Below are 19,658 nucleotides of genomic sequence, written 5' to 3'. Positions count from 1 at the left end.
ATTCCGACGATGTGTCGGGGGTGGCGATGATAAAATCGCTGCTTCCAATCCCTTACTGGTCAGGCCAGTTGTCCGACCCAGGAGCGTATAGGCGCCATGAGCCGTTTGAGTGAGTCCGTCACCCGTGTCATGCACATCCTCGATGGAGCGGACCTGGGCGAGGACTATACGGTCGCGCAGCTGCTGGGCGAGACAACAGCAAGGCGCTCCCTCGACCTCTCCGACCTCTCCCCCCAGGAACAGGCCGCCCTGGTCGAGGGGCGCGCGAATCACCTGATCCCCTCGGCTGCGGTGCTCGCCGAGAAGATCGAGGCCGCGCAGGCGGCGGGACGGCCGTTCGTCGTCAAGTACGGCATCGACCCGACCTCGCCCGATGTCCACCTCGGACACGCGGTGCCGATCATCCTCGCCAGCCGGTTCCAGCGGATGGGACACCACGTCGTCTTCATCATCGGCGACGTCACGGCCAAGATCGGCGACCCGTCGGGACGCTCCTCGGAGCGACCGCCCCTCACCGACGAGGACATCGCCCGCAACCTGAGCGGCTACCAGCAGCAGGTCACGCCGTTCATCGACTTCGAGCGTGCCGACCTGCGCTTCAACGGTGAGTGGCTGAACAAGGTCACCCTGCCGGAGCTCGTCGGGGTCCTCGCCCGGGTGCCGGTCTCCATGTCGCTCCAGCGCGAGGACTTCCGTACCCGGCTCGCCGAGGGCCACGGGCTGTCCGTCGCCGAGTTCGTCTACTCCGTCGTCATGGCGTGGGACTCGGTTGCGATCGACGCCGACGTCGAACTCGGCGGCGTGGACCAGCTGCTGAACCTCCAGATGTGCCGCAAGGTCATGGAGATCTCCGACCAGGCCCCCGAGGTCGTCATCACGACCCCGCTCATCGAGGGCACCGACGGCACGGGCACCAAGATGAGCAAGAGCAAGGGCAACTACGTGGGCCTGACGGCGTCGCCCGATGACGTCTACGGCCGGCTGATGTCCATCCCCGACCACCTGACCGAGCAGTACCTCCAGCTGCTCACCGAGTGGACGGACGACGAGATCCGCGTGGTCACCAAGCGTCTGGAGGCCGGCACCGCGCACCCGATGGCGATCAAGCGTATCCTGGCCGGCGAGGTGGTGGCCGCACTCCACGGCCTGGACGCCGCTGCCGCCGCCCGCGCGGAGTTCACGGCGCGCTTCTCCAAGCGCTCCTTCGGGGACACGCAGAACCTCCCCGTCGTCTCCCTGAAGGACCACTCCGAGGAGACGCTCGGCGCGTTGGTCAGCCGGACGCTGGACTTCGCTCCCAGCATCTCCGCCGTGCGCCGTGTTGCTCAGCAGAAGGGCCTCCGCCTGATCCGCGAGTCGAACGGAGAGCAGCAGCCGACGCCGCTCACGGAGGCGTCTGTTCAGCAGACGCTCGGCGAAGTCGTCGGGGAGGCCGGGGCCCTGGAAGGTGCCGAGCTGTATCTCAAGGTGGGCCGTAAGGTCGCTCGTATCGACGTCTGAGATCACGAACGGGGCCAGCTCACCTGGGTGAGCCGGCCCCGTTCCGTTTGCCCTCTCCGGCGATCTAGGGATCAGTACGTGGCGTAGTTGGAAGCCGCGAGAGTGCCAACTGTCCGTTGTCAGTGAAGTCAGTTCGCTGTGTCAGCAGCTGACCGGGCACCTACCTACCCCAGCAGCTCTGATTGGACCCGGTCCCAGCTCGGTCGCGGACTGTCGACCGGGTGCACGATGGTGAGCAGGCGGCCTTCGAGGAACACATCGAGCCGGTCGTCCGTCCGAGAGGCTAGCTGTCGGCGCTGAGCCCGGTGGTCCACCGGCACGCGCTCTTCGAGGACGCCGAGCAGCACCTCGTGGCGTGCTTGGCCGACAGCATCGCCGCGGATCCAACGGCCGCGGACCTCCACGCCGGAGAACGTGCCGAGTGTGTCCTCGCGGCTGAAGGACCGGTTCATCGCCGCCTCGACCACCGGCTCGGCCCTCCTGATCGCTGTCCTGACGTAGGCCCCGGTTACGTCGGCCGAGCCCTCCACATCGGACGGCGCGGAATCAGCCCGAACCCCGAGGGATCCCTCCGGCTCCAGGTCCTCGCGCCGACGGGGATCAGGCCGGGGAACGCGGAATCGCCAGGGCTGTCCGCTGCCCGGCATGTCGATCCACCCGGTCTTGAGTCCGGCCGTGGCTGGGGCGTCGTCGGGCAGGAAGATGTCGACGTAGATGCCGCCCGTGCCGAGCCAGACCCAGCTCATGAAGTAGGCGTGATCACCGTGGTCGACGGACCACTGCGCGAGCTTCTCCAAGCGCGCCTTCTGCGCCTGGGTACCTTTGCCAGCCGGGAACATCTGCTTGTGATCGCGACGCCGACCCCGCGCCTCCCCAGCAAGCGGACCGGTCGCCAGGTCATACAGCAGGTCGGGTCGCACACCCTTCTTCGCGTAGGTCCCGACAAGTTTCCCGGGCAGGACGTCGAAGCTGCTGAGCCCGTTAGCCCCGGGCTTCCAGTCGAAGAGGGCCTCGCTGGCAGCGGTCATCACCCCGAGCCCGGTGCACTCGCTGACGAAGCGTCGGATATGGCCGGAGCTGGAGTCGAGGGCGGGGCAGTCGACCCCGAGTGAACCAGCGCCCGGGCTGCCTGCGATGTAGCTGAGGAGGAGGCTGATTTCGTGGTCGCGCACACGCTGGTCGACCGTCTTGCGCAAGTCGCAGGCAAGGGCGTTGATGTTGACCACTGCGGCCAAGGACACCGGCAGAGGGCCTTGCCCGATCTCGACAGCCTGGACGGCCTCAGCGCCAGCCTTTCCCTTCTCGACCGTGAAGCGCCACACCCGGGCGCGCACCGAACTCATGCGGGAAGCCTACGGCCGCTATCCGACAGCACGGATCGCTCCGCCTCTGCGGGGCCCCTTCGACATGAGTTCTTCAACGAATTACCAGCCCGGCACACGAGAAGTCGTACACCGCGATGTCGTTAACCGGGCGGTATCCGATCCGCTGGTAGAGGCCGTTGCTGGTGGGGTTGGCCAGGTCCGCGAACAGGAGGACCTCCGCCGCGCCTGCGGCCAGCGCGGCCCTGCTCACCTCGACGGTCACGGCGCCCGCATAACCGCGGCCCCGCAGGTGGGCCGGGGTGTAGACGGGGGCCACCCGGACCTGGCCAGCGACCATCGGGGTCACGCCCGCCATGGAGACGGGAGTGCCGTCCGGCGTCCCCCAGAGCGTGACGCGTCCTTGGGCGATGCGTGTATCCGTCCATGAGCTGTTGTCCGCAGCGGGGGTTCCTCCGATGGCGGTGACGAACTCGCGATGCCAGAGCATGAGTTGCTCGCGGTCCTGCTCGCCCGCGACTCGGCTTCGGCCCTCCGGGAGTGGCTCCGGTGGAGTGAGTGTGCCGAGGCGGTACAGGCGCTCCCGCTCGTGCAGCGTCGGCGTCGCGCCCGTATGCCGCGCCCAGGCACCGGCGAAGGCGGTGGCGGTGTCGTGGTCCGCGTTGACGCCGGGGAGGCGGTGGCCGAGGCGGGCCAGGTGGGCGGCGAGGGCGTCGGCCTCCTCGTGGGTGAGCGGGGTGAGGTAAGGGCGGCGGGGCGGGGTGCGGAAGAAGGCCGCGCGGACCTCGCCCGCCCGCTCAAGACTGCCGAAGACGGGGGCTTCGGCGCCGTACGCGTCCGCCCCGCGCGTACGCAGTGCCTCGGCCACCGTCAGCGGGACGGTGTGCAGGGCAGGGCGCGAGCGCAGGAAGTCTCCGGCTTGAGCAAGAAAGCCGTCGAGGTCTTCGGTGAGGTGCCAGCCATCCGGACGCATGCCTCATGATCCCTCGTGCCTGTCGGCGTGCGCCCGCAGTTTTCGCCGGGGCGAGGCGGCAGGACCTGGCAGATCAGACACCGCCCGAAGCACGGGGAGGTTGGGAGCAGCCCGCCGTCCCGAGTGTCCGTTGATATCGAACCCAGTCGTTTTGCCATCGAACCGAGTCGTGCCGCATCCGGCGTGGCTAGAACCACGAAGCGAACGAGGGCCGACGGCAAGCCGTCGGCCCTCTGGTCAGCTATCCCACAGCACAGCGCACCCTGCAGCTCATCAGCTGCCGAGAGTCCCCATGCACGTCATGCACCGGCTCGTCGCCCGCAGCTGCGCGTTTCCTCCAGTGGCGATGGCTGGGCTGCTTTCGCTGATGCGGTCCCAATCTCCGGGCGACGGATCGAGGATCCAACCCCACTTCGGGGGCCGCACCTCGTCTTCTGTCATGTGATCGCAGGCGCCTGGAACGTGCGCCTTACCATTCTGTTTGATCAAGATGGCGTTGCCGGGGAACCGCCGCCACTCCTGTCGAACACGCCTTTCCTCCGGGTGTGCCTTGGGGACGCTGCCATCAGGAGGGCAGGCGCACCCCATGCCGATGATGTTGTCGCATCGCTCGCAGCGCACCTCTTTCATGTGTACAAGTGTCCCATCCGAGAGTGCGCAGCTCACGGGTGACGGCATGGCCGCGGTGTCCGTTGCGGCGACACCGAGAGATCACCGCTATTCGACTGGGTTGGATGGCAAAGCGGCTGGCTTCGCTGACAACAGACACCGAGGTGGGATCGTGAGCGGCCCAGTCGATGGTGTCCTTTGACAGGGAAGCTGGTAGCCCCAGGTCAGGCGCTGCCACCGAGGAACTTCACTGTCAAAAGGACAAGTTCGCCGGGGGCAGACAGGAAAGACCCCCTGAAGGACTGGTGCGCGGCGGCAAGCCATGTCAACGTACAACGCCTGCTGGACACCACCCCCGAGCCCACGGAGGCGCCCCTGCATCCGCACCACCCCAGCGAACCCTCCCGCCTTGACTTGCCTGACCCGGTGTACTGGGTCACCCCGCGCCACTTGGCCGGAGACAACCACGCGCTCGCCGAGCGGATCGGCGACACCTTGTCGGATTTGGGCTGGCGCATGTGGCCTACCGCCCGCCGCACCCTGCTGTACGTGAGCCCCAACGGGCTGTGCGGCGCCGAATGGGTCCTCGCGGCCTACCCGTTCGAGCTGGGCGGGCTGCCGGTGGCCTGGCAGCTGAGCGCCCGCCCGCATGCCACGTCCGCGATCATGGAGTGGAACGCGTACTTCACCGCCGGCGTCCCGTACGAGGCGCTCGCCGATCTCCTGGTGGAGATCGACAGCCGTAAGACGCCCGACGTCGGCTTCACGGGGCCCGAGACCGTCCTCAACACGCTGAGTGGCCGGGGCTGGATCCGCGACGTGGACTGCCCCCGAACCACCGCCACGGACCCCGGGTTCTCCTGCAGTGTCTCCCTGGAGGTGTTGCCGCCGCTCATCGAGGACGTCGACCCGCGTCCTGACCTTGTGGGCTGGCAGGCGTGGGCGGACCCCGTTCCCGGCGCCCCGTACCTGTGGTGCGCGAGTTTCAGCGCCAGCGTCCCTCATGACCTGGTCGCCGCGTTCGCGTCCTCGCTTGCCTCGCCGGTCCCGGTGCCCCGCCGCACCGTGCCCGGGAGCGCCGAGGGCCGGCTCACCGTCGTCCGCCGCAGCTGACGACCCCTGCCCCATTAGAGCCGCTGGTGTGCGGCTCGTCGCCAGTCTCGCCGAGCAGGGGCACGTTTCCCGTGCCCGCCAGATGACAGAGAGGAAGAGATCTTGTTCTTTCGACGCGCTCGCGAGGACCGCGCATTCCGTGAAGCCCAGCGTGCGGGCTTCGCTCAGCTACAGGCCACACAGTCGTGGCCCGACTTCTCCCAGCAGACCGCACCGGCTCCGGCTGAAGAGGAAGCGGTGGCGCCCGACTTCGTACCGCCGGACTTGAGGGTACCGTCCCGGCAGGAGGTGGCCGGGGTGATGATGCGCTGGCTGCAGCCGCTCGTCATTGGTGGCGGGGTTCGTACGTGCCCCGAGTGCGGCATGTACCGGGACTGGATCATCTCCTGCATGCGCGACGACTCGGTGTGGCTGCGCTGCCGGGCAGGCCACGAGACGAAGGAGCCTGGCCTGGATGCGGCTTGGTTCAACCGCCACTCCGGTCCCGTCGATCGGTTCCATCCCACCCTCGAAGAGTGCTTGCGCCATCTCGGCCACTGAACCCCCGAACCGCACCCTTCCCTTCGCATTGCCGGCGCCCGGAGGACCGGCCTGGTCAACCTGTCCGCTTCGCAGACCACCAAGGGGTTCGCATGCGCCTTCGTACCACGACCGTCCTCAGCCTCAGTGCCCTCGTCGTCCTTTCCCTGACGGGCTGTTCGACCGAGAGCGCTGAGTCCATCGACCCGGCCTCTTCGACGACCGTCTCGGTGCGCCCGGACGGCGAGAGTGCCCCGGCGTCCGCTCCGCTGTCCTCGGCCGTGCTGGCCAAGCATCTCCTGGACGAGAGCGACCTGGGCGAGGGCTACACCCGCACGCCGCAGCGCACCGCGGCGCACGATGACGTGACCGTGATCGGCTGCCCGGCGCTGGAGAAGCTCGGCAGCGACGCAGCGGTCGGCGGCAGCCTTGACTTCCCGCACAAGGCGAAGGCGTCCTTCACCTATGCCGGCGGCAGCGACTCCGTCGTGACCGAGGAGCTGTACAGCGACAACGAGGACAAGCTCTCCCGGAGCGTGGACCGGATCTTCGAGGCCATGACCTCCTGCCCGACCTACCAGGTCCTCACCGGCAGTACACCCGTCACGGTCACGACTCAGAAGGCGCTCGTCGCCCGGCTGGGCGACGAGCAGTGGAGCCAGCTGCTGACCTTCGCCGCTGGCGGCCGCAGCAGCAGCGTCAAGCAGACGGCCGTCCGCACCGGGACGGTGGTCGTCGTGGTCTCCGGCAGCCCCGGCCTTGTCGATGCCCATGTGCACAAGGCGGTGGCCAAGGCCATGGTGGTTAGGTCTGCGGGGTGAATCGGCAGCCGCTTTAGACGTCGTCTCATTTGGGGTGCTGGGTATTCTGCACTGTGTGGTGATGGTCGAGCGCATGGTGCCGGACGAGTTGTGGGAGCTGTTCCAACGGGTGGTCCCACCTGCTCCATCGCGGCCGCAGGGCGGGGGCCGGCGTCGGTACGGTGATCGCGAGGTGCTGGCCGCGATCATCTTCGTGGCCACGACGGGCTGCACCTGGCGGCAGTTGCCGCCGGTCTTCGGCCCCTCGGGGCCGACCGCGGCACCGGCGCTTCACCGAGTGGAGTGCTGCCCGGGTCTGGGCGAAGCTGCATCGCCTCATCCTCGACGAACTGGGATCGCGCGGAAAGTTGGACTGGTCGCGCTGCGCGATCGACTCGGTGAACATGCGGGCCCTGAAAGGGGGGATCTGACAGGTCCGAATCCTGTGGATCGGGGCAAGAAGGGCTCGAAGATCCACTTGATCACCGAGCGGACTGGTTTACCCCTCTCCGTCGGGATCTCCGGCGCGAACCTGCACGACAGCCAGGCACTCGAGCCGCTCGTGCGCGGCATCCCGCCGATCCGCTCCCGCCGTGGCCCGCGCAGACGACGGCCCGCCAAGCTGCACGCCGACAAGGGCTACGACTACGATCACCTGCGCCGATGGCTACGTAAGCGTGGCATCCGGCACCGCATCGCCCGCAAGGGCATCGAGTCCTCCACCCGGCTGGGCCGGCATCGCTGGACGATCGAGCGCACGATGTCCTGGCTGGGCGGCTGCCGCCGTTTGCACCGACGCTACGAACGCAAGGCCGAGCACTTCCTGGCCTTCACCGCCATCGCCTGCAGCCTCATCTGCTACCGCAGACTCTCCAAATGAGACGACGTCTTAGTCCTGTCGCAACGGCGGCCCACTGGGTGGGCCGCCGTTTGCGTGCGTCCGGTCAGCTGTCTTCGTGCTCGGTGCGGTATTCGAGGCCGGTTCGTGCGGCGACGATCTTGACCAGGCGCTCGTATTCCGCGTAGTCCTCGTCGGTCATGGTGGCGTAGATGTTGCTGCATGAGCCGTCGGGGAGTTGGTCGACGTACTTCATGAAGAGGTCGACGAGGGCCTTCTGCATCGCGTGGGTTTCCTGCGCCCACTCGTTCTCAAGCCGTCGCTGCGCGTTCGCGGCGGTTATCTCTGCCGGGGTGGCGGTGCAGATCAGGTTGTGTTCGGCGGTGGTGAATGGGGTCCCATTGCGGCGATACAGGAGCGATTGGTCATCGGGGCGGGTGCTGTCCACTTCGGTGAGGAGGACGATGACATGGGGGCGGAGAGAGGGCTGGGGCATGAGCGGTTCCTTGTGTGGTGTCGTGTGATCGGTGTCAGTGAGGGGGGCGGCCGGGCGTAGGGTGATCAGCGCCGCCGCGTCTGGGGTTCCTGCAGGCGCGGAGCGGTGGCGTGCACGGCGGTGCGGTGCGCGTTGGCTGCCTGGGCGCGTGGGCCGGGTGCGCGTCGTTCGCCCAGGCGGCGGATGCGCCAGGTCAGTGCTCGTGCGGGGCTGTGGGCGTCGTCGAGCGTGCGCTGGTTGAGGGCCTGGTCGAGGACCGTGGTCGCGTTGTGGCCGGCTGCTTCCGCCTCGGCGAGCACGGCGGCCAGAGCGTCCCAGGCGGAGTCGGTCAGGATGCGTTCGGCGTGCTCGGGGACCGCCTGCTGCAGGTGGTGGGCGTAGCGGCGCTGGGTCTGCGGGCTGGGTGCCCGGCTGGCGAGACCGGTCAGGACCGGTTCGGTGATCTGCGCGTACGCGGCCTGCAGGTGGATGAGGGCCTGCTCGGCTGCCGCCTGCTGCTGGGCGTGCTGGCGGGTGCGGTGCCAGTGCATCGCGTAGGCGACCGCGGTGAGCGCGACGTCTTGCAGCATCGCCAGCCCGGCACCGTCCCCTTGCCGTGCTGGGTCCTTCCAGATCGCCTGGATACTGCGACGCAGGACCACGGCACTGGCATGGTCGGCGGCGATGCGGGAGCGGGTGGCGCGCTCGAAGGCGACGGCGGCTCGTTCGAGTTCGGCCCGCACTGCGGCCGGGGCGGTGAGCGGGAGCAGGTCGAGGGCTCCGCCGAGCGCGGCCAGTTGGCCCTGGGCCACTGCGTCGTTGCTGCGGGCCAGATGGTGGGGGATGCGTTCGGTGGCGGCGGTGGCCTGGTGCCAAGGGTTGCCCGGCCGGACGGCCACGGGCTCCGGGCTGGTGGTGGCGAGGCGTTGGCGGATCTTGGGCAGAGAGAGGTCGGGTGCGAGGGTGGAACCGGCGTAGAACACGGGCTCGCCCTTTTCGTTGGTGTCGCCGGGCAGGGCGAAGTTGCAGCCGAGTGCGTCGCCGGAGGGACCGAGCTTGAGGCGCACGGTCACACCCGTTGCCTCCAGCAGGGCGAAGAACTCGGCCTCGGTGGAGGCGGCGGCCATTGCGCGGCGGACGCGCAGGCGCAGGATCTCGCGGGAGGTGGCGTCCTGGCCCAGGCGCTTGGCCTTGAAGTGCTCCTTGCTGGTGGGGCGCTTGGCCGCGGTGCCGTCGCCCGGCTTCAACCGCCTCAGCCCGTAGTCGACTTCGATCCGGCGGGCTTCCCTCTGCACGGCGCGGATGTCGTAGTCGCGTCGGGGGCGCCGGCCGTCCTGGCGGACCAGAGTGGCGGCGATGTGGATGTGGTCGGCGGCATGGCGCACGGCCACCCATCGGCATGCTTCGGTGTCCCCGGCGAGGGCGATGCCGGCGGCGGCCACGATCCGGCGGGCGATCTCGGCCCACTGGGCGTCGGACAGGATGGGGTCCTCGGGCGCGGCGCGGACCGGGCAGTGCCAGACGGTCGTCCTGGGTGCCCGGCGGCCGAGCATGGCCACCGGCTGGTCGAGCTGGGTGTACAGCTGCTTCTCCACCTCCTTCGGATCGCGGTGCGGGCTGCGGCCCGGGTCGGGCGCGAAGTCGTTCCAGGACGCCACCAGATGAGGGTCGACGTGCTCATTGGCAGTGCCCTTGCCGAAGAGGTAGGCGATCAGGCGGCGGGTGCTGCCTTTACCGAGGATGATCTTCGGTATCACCGGTTCACCGCCCCTCGACGACCTGCGCGACGGCAGTGTCGACTGCGGCCACCGCGTCCTCGATGCGGGCCAAGAGGCGGCGGACGGTGTCGGGCTGGGGCCAGACGCCATCCTTGTTGAGGTGCCAGGTGAGCTGGTTGAGGTTGTTGCCAACGCCGCCGAGCTGCCCGTTGGCGGCCATCAGAGCCTTGACCATGGCACGGTAGTCGGCGACCGCCGCCGTGGGGTCCTCAGCGCGGGCAGCGGCCAGGGACGCCTCAGCGACGTAACCACCGATCGGCATACAGCTGATGTCGGCGGCTCGTTCGATCTCGGCGAACTCGCTGTCGCTGTAGCGGGGATGGACACGGCGATTACGCAGGCGAGGCTGACGCAGTCGGCGACGCGGAGCGGACGGCTGCACAGTGTGCGACGGCGACTGGGTCTCGCCCCCTGCCTCGGTTGGTCCCCCCGGGCCGGCCGCCTCCGGCGCCCCCGTGCCGGATGCCTCCGCTCCCATCGGGGCGAGGGCCGGGTAAGGACTCCTTACCCGACAACTTGCTGCGCGTGTAACGGGAGTGGTGACCATCTCCTCCTGGGAAGTGGGGAGTTCGTGGTGCGGGTCGTGCATTGAGCGGTTCTCCTCCGGTGCTGGGTGGAGCGGGTCAGTATTCCGGTCGCCTGACGGCGACACCCTGTGTGCGTGAAAATCGGTGTGTGGTCGTCCGGCCGACGTCGTTGCCTCTTGGCGCGTTCCGAGCCCGTGGGTCAGTAGGACGCTGGGGGTCCACCGACAGGCACCCGGATGTGTTGCTTCGAGCACGTGAATCAGAGTCTTCCGCCTGCCGGACCCCCGCCGGACGGTCGAGTGCTCGCGGCCGACGACCGGAGGGGGTGCCGACGGGATGGAAGTGATCCACGAACGGTGTGCGGGGATCGACATCAGCAAGGTCGACGTGAAGGTCTGCATCCGCGTGCCCAGCGAGACCGGCAAGCGGCGGCGCAGTGAGGTGCGGACGTTCTCCTCGGTGACCTCCGGGCTGCTGGCGATGCGGGACTGGCTGCTGTCCGAAGGCGTCACCGTGGTCGGTATGGAGGCCACCGGCGTGTACTGGAAGCCGGTGTTCTACCTGCTGGAGCACGACATGGAGTGCTGGCTGCTCAATGCCCGTCACATGAAGTCGGTGCCCGGTCGCAAGACCGACGTGAAGGACTCCGAGTGGATCGCCAAGCTGGTCGAGCACGGCCTGGGCCGACCCTCGTTCGTGCCGCCGGAGCCGATCCGGCAGCTGCGGGACGTCACCCGCTACCGCACCGAGGTCATCCGCGAACGCACCCGTGAGGCCCAGCGGCTGGAGAAGCTCCTGGAGGACACCGGGATCAAACTGTCCGCCACCGTCTCCAACATCCTGGGCGTCTCCGGCCGCGCGATGCTCGAAGCCCTGATCGCCGGACAACGGGACCCCGCGCGCTTGCCGATCTTGCCAAAGGCAGCATGCGACGCAAGACCGACGCCCTCGTCGAGGCACTGACCGGCAACTTCACCGCCCACCACGCGTTCTTGGCCAGGGCGATGCTGGACCGGATCGACGCCTGCACCGCCACCGAGACCCGCCTGAGCGAGCACATCGAGGTGATGCTGCGGCCCTTTCGCCGCCGGATCGAGCTCCTCGTGACGATCCCCGGCGTCGAAGCCCGCGCCGCACAGGTGATCCTCGCCGAGATCGGCGCCGATATCACCCGCTTCCCCACGGCGGCCGACCTGGCCTCGTGGGCCGGCGTCTGCCCCGGCAATTACCAGTCCGGCGGCCGGACCGGCAGCGGCACCACCCGGCACGGCGACCCCTGGCTGAAGGCCGCCCTCGGCCAGGCTGCCGTGTCCGCCTCGCGGACCAAGGACACCTACCTCGCCTCCCGCTACCGGCGCCTGGTCGCCCGCCGCGGCAAGAAACGCGCCCTGGTCGCGCTGGAACACTCCATCCTCATCGCCGTCTGGCACATGTTCACCCACGACGCGGAATACGCCGACCTCGGCGGCCAGTACTTCATCGAACGCACCGGCCGGGCCCGGCAGACCCGACGCCTGGTGAGCCAGCTCAACCAACTCGGCTACCAAGTGACCCTCCAAACAGAAGGCGCTGTCTGACCAGCGGCTACGGACACGGGACGGGGGATTTTCGAATCAGTGGGGCTGGCTGGCGCGAGCAGGCTTCAGCTCGGCCTTGACGGTGCGGACGACTTCTCCGGCGGTGTCGCTGGCGACCCTGTAGCCGTCCTCGCGCACGGCTTCCTCCAGCAGGTCGCGGGAGAGGCGTCCGGTTTCACGGAAGATGCGATGGGCGTACTCGGTGAGGAGACCGGGTGTCGCCCGCGGCTTGCGGCCCGGGCGATTCGGCTTCGCCCGCGCGGCCTCGTCCGGGTTGGCGTCCGTCGATTCCTCGCTCGATGTGCGGGCGGGCTGGTACGGGCGGGCTACGGGCTCCGGGCGGGCAGCCCGGTGGGCGGCGTCATCGCCCGTACCGGTCTCGGGCGGGCAGCCCGGATACTCTGCCCGCTTTGTCGCTGTGGCCCGCGGGCGGGTGGTCGTGGAGGTGCCCGTCGTGTCCGTGATGAGGGTGGGCCAACGCCGGGGCAGCGGAACGGAGGCCAGGGCGAGCGCCTGTTGGCGAGTGGCGATCTTGCGCAGCAGCAGCTGGTCCTGGCGCTCGTCGCGGTCGACGTCGGCCTGCTCCAGGGCCTGGTGCAGGCAGCGGGTGAGTCGTCGGCCGCGCCGGTTGGCGCGCTTCTCCGGCGTCATGGCCTCTGCACGGAGGATCAGGGTGACGGCCCGGTCGAGGGCGCGCTCGCGGATGATCCGGGCGGCATCCGCGCCCCGGTCGGCGACTCCCAGGCGGGCCAGCAGCCGCTCGCGCGCCTGCCGGGTGAGGACTGCGGTCAGGCTGCGGGAGTCGGCGTGCGGGCTGCGGTTGCGTAGTTCGATGCCCATGGCCAGGTGCCACAGCACCGCCGCCAGGACCGGGCCGACGAAGGCCCGCACGGTTCCGCCGACCAGCCCGGACTCAGCGAAGGCGGGCACGCTCTGCACGCCGGTGATCACCCAGGTGAGCGTGCCGGGCACCCCGGGCGCCTGCTTCGGACCGTTGAGGTTCATCCGGGCCATCAGAGCGGCGGCGAACAGAGCGAGCTCGGCGACGGCGAACATCGCTGCGCGCTCGATGGTGCCGCCCATGTCGAGGTAGTCGGCGGCGAACCTCCAGCTGGTGTCCGCGCTGTAGGCGGTACAGCCGATCGCCGCGACAGCCGCGACTGGGATGGCGGCGCTGCCACGTCGCTGCGCGGCACCGGGCTTCTGGGCGCGTCGACGCAGGAGCCATCCAATGAGCAGGACGCCGACGAGAACCAGGACGGAGCCGACCGCCGACGGAGTGGCCCAGTGAGGCAGGAGCGGCGTGAAGCCACCGCCGGCGCTTATCTGTGCGGTGTTGCCGAGGGTCATGCAGACGGTCTCCAGGGGGAGGAAGGCGAGGGAGTGAGAGGCGTACGCGGAGGTGCGTACGCGCGGGCCGAGAGCGGGTTCAGCCGACGGGGTGAGGTGGCGTGCGGAGGCGTAGTGGCGGGTGTGCTGCCTGCCCTCGGCTCCTCCGACGACGCCGTCGGCTCTGGTGGCCAGGCCGTTGGCGACGAGACGACCCAGACAGTTGTCGGAGTCCGTGCAGGTCCTGGCGTGCGATCAGCGCGTCCACGGCAGGGAGCCAGTGCGGGTCACGCCGCTTCTTGCCGAGCGCGCTCCGCCACGGCGAAGTCCACGCGGGTCGGGTGGGGCGTCGCCCGGGGCGCGTTACCCCGGGCGCGGCCGTCGAGACCGACGCGCCGGTTGCGGCAGGGCTCGCCTTGGGTGGCGTGGCACCACTGGCACGGAACGCTGAGGGCGTCGGGCTGTCCCGCGGCGACGGCCGCCTCACGTGCGGCGCGGGCCGGTCGGTAGGGGGCCAGCTCGGCACGGACTGCCGGCGGGATGCACGTTCCGATGGCGGCGAGGCGGGACTCGATGTCCGGGTGCGGGGCACCGCTGGTGATCTGCCGGTGTGTCGAGGGCTCGGCCCTTCCGGCGGCGACAGCGTGCCGCGTGCGGAGCAACTCGGCACGCCAGGACGCGGAGTCGTCCGGATCGGCGGACGGGGTGGGGTCGGTGTGTCGGTCGAGGCGGTCGCGCCGGTACGCGCGCCACTTGCGGGCGACGTCCACGGGCAGGATCGGGTACGGGGAGTCCAGGACGTGTGCTCGTACCGCCTCGCGGACGTCCCAGCCGTGTTCCGTCGCGAGCGGCACGTCGCCGAGCAGTTCGTGCCATTGGACGAGTTGGTCACGAACCTCGTTCGTGCCGGTGCGGATGGCTCGGGGGTCGAGGCGGCCGATGTAGGCGAGGACGGCGGCGACTTCGCGTCGTTGCAGGGTGGTCACTCCGTTTCGTTCGGTTCGTCGAGGGCGGCGAGCAGGGCGGCCATGTGCGCTTCGGCGCGGCTCATGCCGGTGGCTGGGGCAGGGGCGTTGCCACCGGGCAGGGCGCGCAGATGCGGGCGTTCGGGGGTCGGGGTGTGCTCGCGGGTAATCCATGCACGCCAGTCGGCAGCCCATGCGGAGGCGGTGCGGGGCGCCGATGCAGCCCGGTAGGTGCGCCACTTCTCGTCGGCGGCGTGGAAGGCGTGCTCGCCGAGTCGGTCGATGTGGCCGTGGTGTTGCAGCCAGGCCCCGGCGTCGTCGTCGATCTGCCAGTCGGCGGCGGAGATGAGCGGGGCAGAGCTGCTGCTGTTACTACCGTTCACCTTCGGTTCTCTTCTGTTCTGGGGGTCGGAATCCGCACCCGCAGAGGGTCTGAATCCGAACCCCCCAGGTGTCGGAATCCGAACCGGGGGATCAGATTCCGAACCCCCTTCGAAGGCGTCGACAGGGTCGAATTCCGGTCCCCCCGGGGTCGGAACCCGATCCCCCAGGAGGGTCAGATCCTGATCCCCCTCGGCGGCCTGTTCGGCGAGGAACCGGGCCGCGTCCGGCAGGTGGTAGTACGTCTCTCCGCGCGGCCCTTTGCGGCCAGCGAGCGGGACCAGCTCCCCGGCGGCGATCAGCTTGGCCAGGGCGTCACGCACTGCCGTACGGGAGGCGTTGGCGCGTTTCATGAGGGTGGGCACGGACGCGTACGCGATGCAGCGCCGGTCGGGGCACCGGTCGGCGATCAAGGCGAGGACCATGCGAGCGGTGCCCTTGCTGCGGCTGTGGTCCCACACCCATTCGCGGGCGTCAAGGCTCATCTGGAGGCGGCTCCTACGTCGAGGCTGAAGGCTGCGCGCGGGTCCGCTTCAGGCGGCGTGCAGGAAGGGGCGCGGCTCGGAGTGCCCGGCGCGGCTGCGGCTGTCAGCACCGCTGCGCGCAGGCGTATGCAAGGGGCACCTTGGCCCCCGCGATGGCGTGTCGGGGATTCGCGGCTCCGGAACCAGCGTCCCGGGCGCACGACCAACACAGCCACACCCACCAGGCACAAGTCCAGCACTACGCCGAGAAATCGAACAGCTCAGGGCGAACGCGTCCTGTACCGCATTCCCGGAACGGGAGAGCCGAATTCCAGGTTGCCGAAGCGGGCGTGATCAGGCCGCCTGGACATAGCTCGTGGCAGAGAGCAGGTCCGCGAGCCGAGCCGCGCTCCTCGGGCTGATCGTCGCGGTGAACCCATCGCACACGCGCCGGAGAGCGGCCTCCCTGGCCTCATCCGGCTTCTGGCGGTGGTCGGAGTCGTACTCGGGGGCGATGTCGCGGTCAGGCTGGATCTCGGTGAGCTGTGGCTGTCGTTGGGGCATAGACGTCCTTGGGGCATATCGGTCGGCGATCCACCTGCCGCGACGCGGAGCGAGCGGGCAGGCGGTGAGCGACGTCAATGATCCGGAGAATCCCCGGTTTTGCTAACCGGCGATCATCGGCTATGTTGCCTGGCCGCGCGCACGCTCGACACCCTTAGCCGGCCTCGATCCCTGGCACCAACTACGGCTCGCCCACTCGCACTTGGGCAGGACAGAGAAGCGGGCGGACACGGAACCAAGGCGGCGACGCTGCGCCTGAGGACGTCGTACGACCCACGCCCCTGCCTCCCCGCACCCCCGGCGGGACTTCGCGAGGACCGGACTGCCGACCCGCTACAGCGGGTTCTGCTCGATGCCGATCCGGTCCCAGTCCATGTACCGGCCGAACTTCTTCGGCTCGTCGATGACCACCCCGGAGAACAGGAACCGCAGCACCGCGTTGCGCCGCTCGTCCGTCATGTCCTCGGCATCCCAGGCGGCCCGCGCCCCCGCGCCCGTGAGGCCGTCGAGGAGCACCATCGGCCGGACGACAACCTTGCGCTGCGCCTTGGCGATCCGGTCGGTGATCTCCTTGCGCATCTTGCGGTACTCCGCCGTGGAGATCTCCTTCGCGGTCCACATCTGGTTCAGCTCGCCGAGTAGCCTCTGGTCGTCCTCCAGCTCCTCGGTCACGCTCTCGGAGAGGTTGCTGCTGGCGAGCCGACCATCCACCCGCAGCTTGCCGAGCAGTTCGACCGCGGCATCGACGACGAAGTCCTCCAGCGTCAGAGCCGTAATCGACCGGGTGCACTTCTTCTCGTCGTTCCGGCCCCGACGGTTGCACTGATAGACCGGGCCCGTGCCCTTGGCGGTGCCGGACATCAACGTCCCGCACCGCCCGCACATAACCAGGCCGCGCAGCAGGTAATACCGCTGCGCCGGCTTACTGAGCGCCTCCCGGTACACCGCCGACCGGTACTCGCGCCGCGTCCGCGCCTCCGCCCACACGCCAGCGTCGATGATCGCTGGCCAAGATCCAGGGCCGACCTCCTCGCCCTGATGCATCCGAATTCCGGCGACGTGTCGAGAGTCGAGCAGGGCACGGACAGTGCCGCTGGTCCACGCCTTGCCGCCGGCCGTACGGATGCCCCGACTGTGCAGGTCCTTCGCGATAGGCGCCGCCCCCTCCCCCTTCAGGTAGCGGTCGAACACCTCCCGGACGATCTCGGCCTCCTCCTCGACGATCATCATTCCGTCCTTGGTGTAGCCGAACCGCCGCACCCCACCCTGCGGCTTCCCCTCCCGCGCCCGGTCCTGCATCGCCGACTTCAGCCGCCGCGAGGTGTCATCCGACGACCGGCAGGCGTGCGCGACCTCGATGCGGAGGATGAAACGGTCGTCGGGGTCGGAGAGGTCCCGCCGGTTCGCCTCGCCGTGGAGCGTGATCGCGTGGTCGTCGGAGACCTGGAGCAGTTCCTCCAGGTCCCGGGGCTGCCTCATGAGCCGGTCGGGGTGATAGGCGATGATGTGCCGGAACCCACGATTCCGGGCGTCCTCCAGCAGACGGTCCCAGCCGGGCCGCTTCCGCTTACGGCTCCAGGCCGAGCGGCTGTTGTCCACGAAGACGTGGGCGGGATCGATGACGAACCCCCGACGCTCGGCGATCTCGCGGCAGATGCGCTCCTGGCGGTCGACGCCGGTCTGGTCGTCGTCGTCCGCCTGGGATATGCGGCAGTAGATCGCCGCCGGCTCACCGGGGACGGTGGTGCTGGTGTTGCCCCTGGTGGGCCTGTTGCGCGTCATGTGAATGAGTGTACGAACGAGGTGTCGGCTGGGTGACGGCGGCCCCGGAGCTGGTCACGGCGGTGCGCTCGGCGAAGCAGTACCTGACGTACGTCTCGGCCGGGCCCTTCCAGTACGCGATCGCCGAGGCGCTCTCGCTGCCCGAGTCGTACTTCGCGGGCTTCCGCAGCGACATGCTGGCCAAGCGGAACCTGCTGGCGGCGGGCCTGGAGGAGGCGGGGTTCCGGGTCTTCCGGCCCTCGGGCACCTACTTCGTCACCACCGACATCCGCCCCCTGGGCGAGACCGACGGCTTCTCCTTCTGCCGCGCCCTGCCGGAACGCGCGGGCGTGGTCGCCATCCCGAACGCCGTCTTCTACGACCACCGGGAGGCAGGCGCCCCCTTCGTGCGGTTCGCGTTCTGCAAACGCACCGAAGTACTGGCGGACGTGGCGGAACGACTCCGCAAGACATTCGCACACTGACCGCCACCTCGCGGGGCCGGTCGTCGCATTCCTCGTTGCCTGCCGTACCTCACCCGCCAGGGACTTGCGCCGGAGGCGCTCCGGTCTCGGCCGTCATCATGACGCTTGCCGCACCGCCCGCCTCCACGTCCCGGCAACGCATGACTGCGGCGCCCACAGCGGCAGCCATCCCAGCCACCGCCGATGCCAGGAGTGCTCAGGTGTCGTAGACGGTGGAGCGATGCCCGACGTGTACGACCCACACCACCAGCTCGCCGTTGTCGATCGTGTAGATCACGCGGTAGTCACCTACCCGTAGGCGGCGCCGGTCGGGCTGAGAGACGAGGGCCGTGGTGTTGAATCCAGTCGGGTCGCTCTCCAGCTCGGTCAGCTTGGCCAGAATGCGGAGGGCCATGTCGCGCGGGACCTTGCGGAGCTCGGCCTGAGCCTCGGGCCGGAAGACGGTGCGGTACTCACTCACTGCGCGCCAGCGTCTCCCTCATGATGTCCTCGATCGGGATGCCAGGTGCCGGGTTGCTCATGCGCTCGTCGATGATCCGGTTGATCTCGCGCTCTTCCCACTCCTGGTACTTGCGCAGCACCTCGATGGACACCACGGCGGCGACTTGCTTGCCGCGCCGGGTGATCACGGTAGGCACGTCGTCCCGGTCGGCTCGCTCCACGACCTCGGCCAGGTGTGCCCGGACATCGCGGATGGACTCTATGGGCATTGGCTGCGTCATGCGCCCAAGAGTACCGAGTGTTCCATGTGTACACAACGGCTCACTGTCGCTCGCGATCGCCGAGGCGCTCTCGCTGCCCGAGTCGTACTTCGCGGGCTTCCGCAGCGACATGCTGGACAAGCGGAACCTGCTCGCGGCGGGCCTGGAGGAGGCCGGGTTCCGGGTCTTCCGGCCCTCGGGCACGTACTTCGTCACCACCGACATCCGCCCCCTGGGCGAGACCGACGGCTTCGCCTTCTGCCGCGGCAGGCGCACCCGTCCGATGCGCGCCGCATGAGCGGATGACAGGTTCTTCAAAGGTTCTTCATCACCTCCGGCCTACGGTCACAACGCCCGCCGCGCCCGCGGTCGGGCGCGACAGGAGGCGGGAGAACCGATGAGGACGAACCGGGTGCTGATGGCCGTGGTGACGGCGTCGGTCATGGCGATCACCCTGGCCGGCTGCGGGGGCGAGGGCGACACCCCGAAGGTCCCGACCGCGGGCGGCGACAGGGCATCCGGCAACGCGTCCGGCAAGACGACGCCGAGTGGCGGCGACGACGTGGCCGCGTACGTGAACGCCCAGCGCGAGTGGGTGAAGTGTCTGCGGAAGAACGGGGTCGACGCCCCCGACCCGGACGCCAAGGGGCAGGTCGACTTCGGCGACAACGCGGCGCTGAAGAAGAACACGAAGTTCCTGGACGCCTCCGAGAAGTGCGCCTCGCTCAAGGCGGCCGTGCCCGAGGGCCTCGAGAACGCCAACCAGCCCGAGCTCACGCCCGAGCAGATCAAGGTCAAGCGCGACTACGCCGACTGCATGCAGAAGAACGGCGCCCCCGACTTTCCCGACCCCGGCCCCGACGGGACCGCGCAGGGCTCCGAGTGGAACCAGACGTCGGCGGGAGCCAAGCGCGCCACCCGTGTCTGCGCTCCGATCATCGGCGACCCGGCGGACCAGCCCGCGGGCAAGGGCTGAC

General features: G+C 69.3%; 17 protein-coding genes and 4 pseudogenes. 9 read left to right on the top strand and 12 right to left on the bottom strand.

Features of this window, described 5'->3' with window-relative positions:
- Window positions 1-96 precede the first annotated feature (96 nt).
- A complete protein-coding gene (gene tyrS / locus ACFCXS_RS24265; RefSeq protein WP_376645425.1) occupies window positions 97-1,500 on the top strand; it encodes a tyrosine--tRNA ligase in 1,404 nt (467 codons plus the stop codon).
- Window positions 1,501-1,664: 164 nt separating this feature from the next.
- Here the strand turns inward: tyrS and ACFCXS_RS24260 are convergent, their stop codons facing one another.
- Together ACFCXS_RS24260 and ACFCXS_RS24255 are read right to left on the bottom strand one after the other, a co-directional pair.
- Window positions 1,665-2,843 (bottom strand): hypothetical protein, encoded by a 1,179-nt coding sequence (locus ACFCXS_RS24260; protein WP_376645424.1) that lies wholly within the window; start codon window positions 2,841-2,843, stop codon window positions 1,665-1,667.
- Between the two features lie 73 nt (window positions 2,844-2,916).
- Window positions 2,917-3,795: a GNAT family N-acetyltransferase gene (locus ACFCXS_RS24255; RefSeq protein ID WP_376645423.1), complete on the bottom strand. Its 879-nt coding sequence runs from the start codon at window positions 3,793-3,795 to the stop codon at window positions 2,917-2,919.
- Window positions 3,796-4,830: 1,035 nt separating this feature from the next.
- Between ACFCXS_RS24255 and ACFCXS_RS24250 the strand changes: the two genes are divergently transcribed.
- From ACFCXS_RS24250 to ACFCXS_RS24235, 4 genes and pseudogenes are all read left to right on the top strand, one after another.
- Window positions 4,831-5,517 carry a DUF317 domain-containing protein gene (locus ACFCXS_RS24250; RefSeq protein WP_376645422.1) on the top strand — a complete coding sequence of 229 codons (687 nt, stop codon included), beginning with the start codon at window positions 4,831-4,833 and terminating at the stop codon, window positions 5,515-5,517.
- 102 nt (window positions 5,518-5,619) lie between these two features.
- Complete coding sequence (locus ACFCXS_RS24245) at window positions 5,620-6,057, top strand: hypothetical protein (RefSeq protein ID WP_376645421.1); 438 nt, start codon at window positions 5,620-5,622, stop codon at window positions 6,055-6,057.
- Between the two features lie 92 nt (window positions 6,058-6,149).
- Entirely contained in the window at window positions 6,150-6,857 is a 708-nt protein-coding gene (locus ACFCXS_RS24240) for a hypothetical protein (RefSeq protein ID WP_376645420.1), read from the top strand.
- Between the two features lie 61 nt (window positions 6,858-6,918).
- Window positions 6,919-7,716: pseudogene (locus ACFCXS_RS24235) on the top strand (IS5 family transposase).
- Window positions 7,717-7,780: 64 nt separating this feature from the next.
- Here the strand turns inward: ACFCXS_RS24235 and ACFCXS_RS24230 are convergent.
- From ACFCXS_RS24230 to ACFCXS_RS24220, 3 genes are all read right to left on the bottom strand, one after another.
- On the bottom strand, window positions 7,781-8,170 hold the full coding sequence (locus tag ACFCXS_RS24230; protein ID WP_376645419.1) for a hypothetical protein: 390 nt from the start codon (window positions 8,168-8,170) through the stop codon (window positions 7,781-7,783).
- Between the two features lie 65 nt (window positions 8,171-8,235).
- Window positions 8,236-9,906, bottom strand: a complete 1,671-nt coding sequence (locus ACFCXS_RS24225; protein ID WP_376645418.1) for a mobilization protein — start codon at window positions 9,904-9,906, stop codon at window positions 8,236-8,238.
- Between the two features lie 4 nt (window positions 9,907-9,910).
- A complete protein-coding gene (locus ACFCXS_RS24220; RefSeq protein ID WP_376645417.1) occupies window positions 9,911-10,405 on the bottom strand; it encodes a plasmid mobilization relaxosome protein MobC in 495 nt (164 codons plus the stop codon).
- Between the two features lie 385 nt (window positions 10,406-10,790).
- On the opposite strand from ACFCXS_RS24220, the pseudogene ACFCXS_RS24215 reads away from it, so the two are divergent.
- A pseudogene (locus ACFCXS_RS24215) lies at window positions 10,791-12,031 on the top strand (IS110 family transposase).
- 36 nt (window positions 12,032-12,067) lie between these two features.
- Here the strand turns inward: ACFCXS_RS24215 and ACFCXS_RS24210 are convergent.
- The 5 genes from ACFCXS_RS24210 to ACFCXS_RS24190 all read right to left on the bottom strand — a co-directional run bounded on the left by ACFCXS_RS24210 (window position 12,068) and on the right by ACFCXS_RS24190 (window position 17,516).
- Complete coding sequence (locus ACFCXS_RS24210; protein WP_376645416.1) at window positions 12,068-13,381, bottom strand: hypothetical protein; 1,314 nt, start codon at window positions 13,379-13,381, stop codon at window positions 12,068-12,070.
- A 266-nt stretch (window positions 13,382-13,647) separates the two neighbouring features.
- Window positions 13,648-14,337 carry a hypothetical protein gene (locus tag ACFCXS_RS24205; RefSeq protein ID WP_376645580.1) on the bottom strand — a complete coding sequence of 230 codons (690 nt, stop codon included), beginning with the start codon at window positions 14,335-14,337 and terminating at the stop codon, window positions 13,648-13,650.
- A 5-nt stretch (window positions 14,338-14,342) separates the two neighbouring features.
- Entirely contained in the window at window positions 14,343-15,191 is an 849-nt protein-coding gene (locus tag ACFCXS_RS24200; RefSeq protein WP_376645415.1) for a helix-turn-helix domain-containing protein, read from the bottom strand.
- 333 nt (window positions 15,192-15,524) lie between these two features.
- Window positions 15,525-15,734, bottom strand: coding sequence for a hypothetical protein (locus tag ACFCXS_RS24195; protein WP_376645414.1), 210 nt, complete (start codon window positions 15,732-15,734; stop codon window positions 15,525-15,527).
- A gap of 333 nt (window positions 15,735-16,067) precedes the next feature.
- Window positions 16,068-17,516 carry a recombinase family protein gene (locus ACFCXS_RS24190; protein WP_376645413.1) on the bottom strand — a complete coding sequence of 483 codons (1,449 nt, stop codon included), beginning with the start codon at window positions 17,514-17,516 and terminating at the stop codon, window positions 16,068-16,070.
- 23 nt (window positions 17,517-17,539) lie between these two features.
- Here ACFCXS_RS24190 and ACFCXS_RS24185 point away from each other — a divergent pair.
- Window positions 17,540-17,980, top strand: a pseudogene (locus ACFCXS_RS24185) (aminotransferase class I/II-fold pyridoxal phosphate-dependent enzyme); the annotation flags it as partial.
- Between the two features lie 196 nt (window positions 17,981-18,176).
- Here the strand turns inward: ACFCXS_RS24185 and ACFCXS_RS24180 are convergent.
- Window positions 18,177-18,440 (bottom strand): type II toxin-antitoxin system RelE/ParE family toxin, encoded by a 264-nt coding sequence (locus tag ACFCXS_RS24180; protein ID WP_376645412.1) that lies wholly within the window; start codon window positions 18,438-18,440, stop codon window positions 18,177-18,179.
- Entirely contained in the window at window positions 18,433-18,702 is a 270-nt protein-coding gene (locus ACFCXS_RS24175; protein WP_247486646.1) for a type II toxin-antitoxin system Phd/YefM family antitoxin, read from the bottom strand. The genes ACFCXS_RS24180 and ACFCXS_RS24175 overlap by 8 nt, the downstream gene beginning before the upstream one ends.
- Before the next feature lie 52 nt (window positions 18,703-18,754).
- Here ACFCXS_RS24175 and ACFCXS_RS24170 point away from each other — a divergent pair.
- Window positions 18,755-18,946, top strand: a pseudogene (locus ACFCXS_RS24170) (aminotransferase); the annotation flags it as partial.
- A gap of 132 nt (window positions 18,947-19,078) precedes the next feature.
- Window positions 19,079-19,657 carry a hypothetical protein gene (locus ACFCXS_RS24165; RefSeq protein ID WP_376645411.1) on the top strand — a complete coding sequence of 193 codons (579 nt, stop codon included), beginning with the start codon at window positions 19,079-19,081 and terminating at the stop codon, window positions 19,655-19,657.
- Window position 19,658: the final 1 nt, after the last annotated feature.

Source organism: Streptomyces sp. NPDC056373, from assembly GCF_042262425.1.
Classification (GTDB): Bacteria; Actinomycetota; Actinomycetes; order Streptomycetales; family Streptomycetaceae; genus Streptomyces.
Note: the sequence above shows the minus strand (reverse complement) of the source record. Positions and strands in the feature narration are given on the sequence as shown.

What these genes read in the sequence shown, in the direction of transcription:
- ACFCXS_RS24195 (WP_376645414.1), bottom strand. Translation starts at nt 15,734, where the DNA reads ATGCCCCAACGACAGCCACAGCTCACCGAGATCCAGCCTGACCGCGAC.
- ACFCXS_RS24240 (WP_376645420.1), top strand. Translation starts at nt 6,150, where the DNA reads ATGCGCCTTCGTACCACGACCGTCCTCAGCCTCAGTGCCCTCGTCGTC.
- ACFCXS_RS24220 (WP_376645417.1), bottom strand. Translation starts at nt 10,405, where the DNA reads ATGGGAGCGGAGGCATCCGGCACGGGGGCGCCGGAGGCGGCCGGCCCG.
- ACFCXS_RS24210 (WP_376645416.1), bottom strand. Translation starts at nt 13,381, where the DNA reads ATGACCCTCGGCAACACCGCACAGATAAGCGCCGGCGGTGGCTTCACG.
- ACFCXS_RS24175 (WP_247486646.1), bottom strand. Translation starts at nt 18,702, where the DNA reads ATGACGCAGCCAATGCCCATAGAGTCCATCCGCGATGTCCGGGCACAC.
- ACFCXS_RS24260 (WP_376645424.1), bottom strand. Translation starts at nt 2,843, where the DNA reads ATGAGTTCGGTGCGCGCCCGGGTGTGGCGCTTCACGGTCGAGAAGGGA.
- ACFCXS_RS24165 (WP_376645411.1), top strand. Translation starts at nt 19,079, where the DNA reads ATGAGGACGAACCGGGTGCTGATGGCCGTGGTGACGGCGTCGGTCATG.
- tyrS (WP_376645425.1), top strand. Translation starts at nt 97, where the DNA reads ATGAGCCGTTTGAGTGAGTCCGTCACCCGTGTCATGCACATCCTCGAT.
- ACFCXS_RS24230 (WP_376645419.1), bottom strand. Translation starts at nt 8,170, where the DNA reads ATGCCCCAGCCCTCTCTCCGCCCCCATGTCATCGTCCTCCTCACCGAA.
- ACFCXS_RS24200 (WP_376645415.1), bottom strand. Translation starts at nt 15,191, where the DNA reads ATGAGCCTTGACGCCCGCGAATGGGTGTGGGACCACAGCCGCAGCAAG.
- ACFCXS_RS24190 (WP_376645413.1), bottom strand. Translation starts at nt 17,516, where the DNA reads ATGACGCGCAACAGGCCCACCAGGGGCAACACCAGCACCACCGTCCCC.
- ACFCXS_RS24255 (WP_376645423.1), bottom strand. Translation starts at nt 3,795, where the DNA reads ATGCGTCCGGATGGCTGGCACCTCACCGAAGACCTCGACGGCTTTCTT.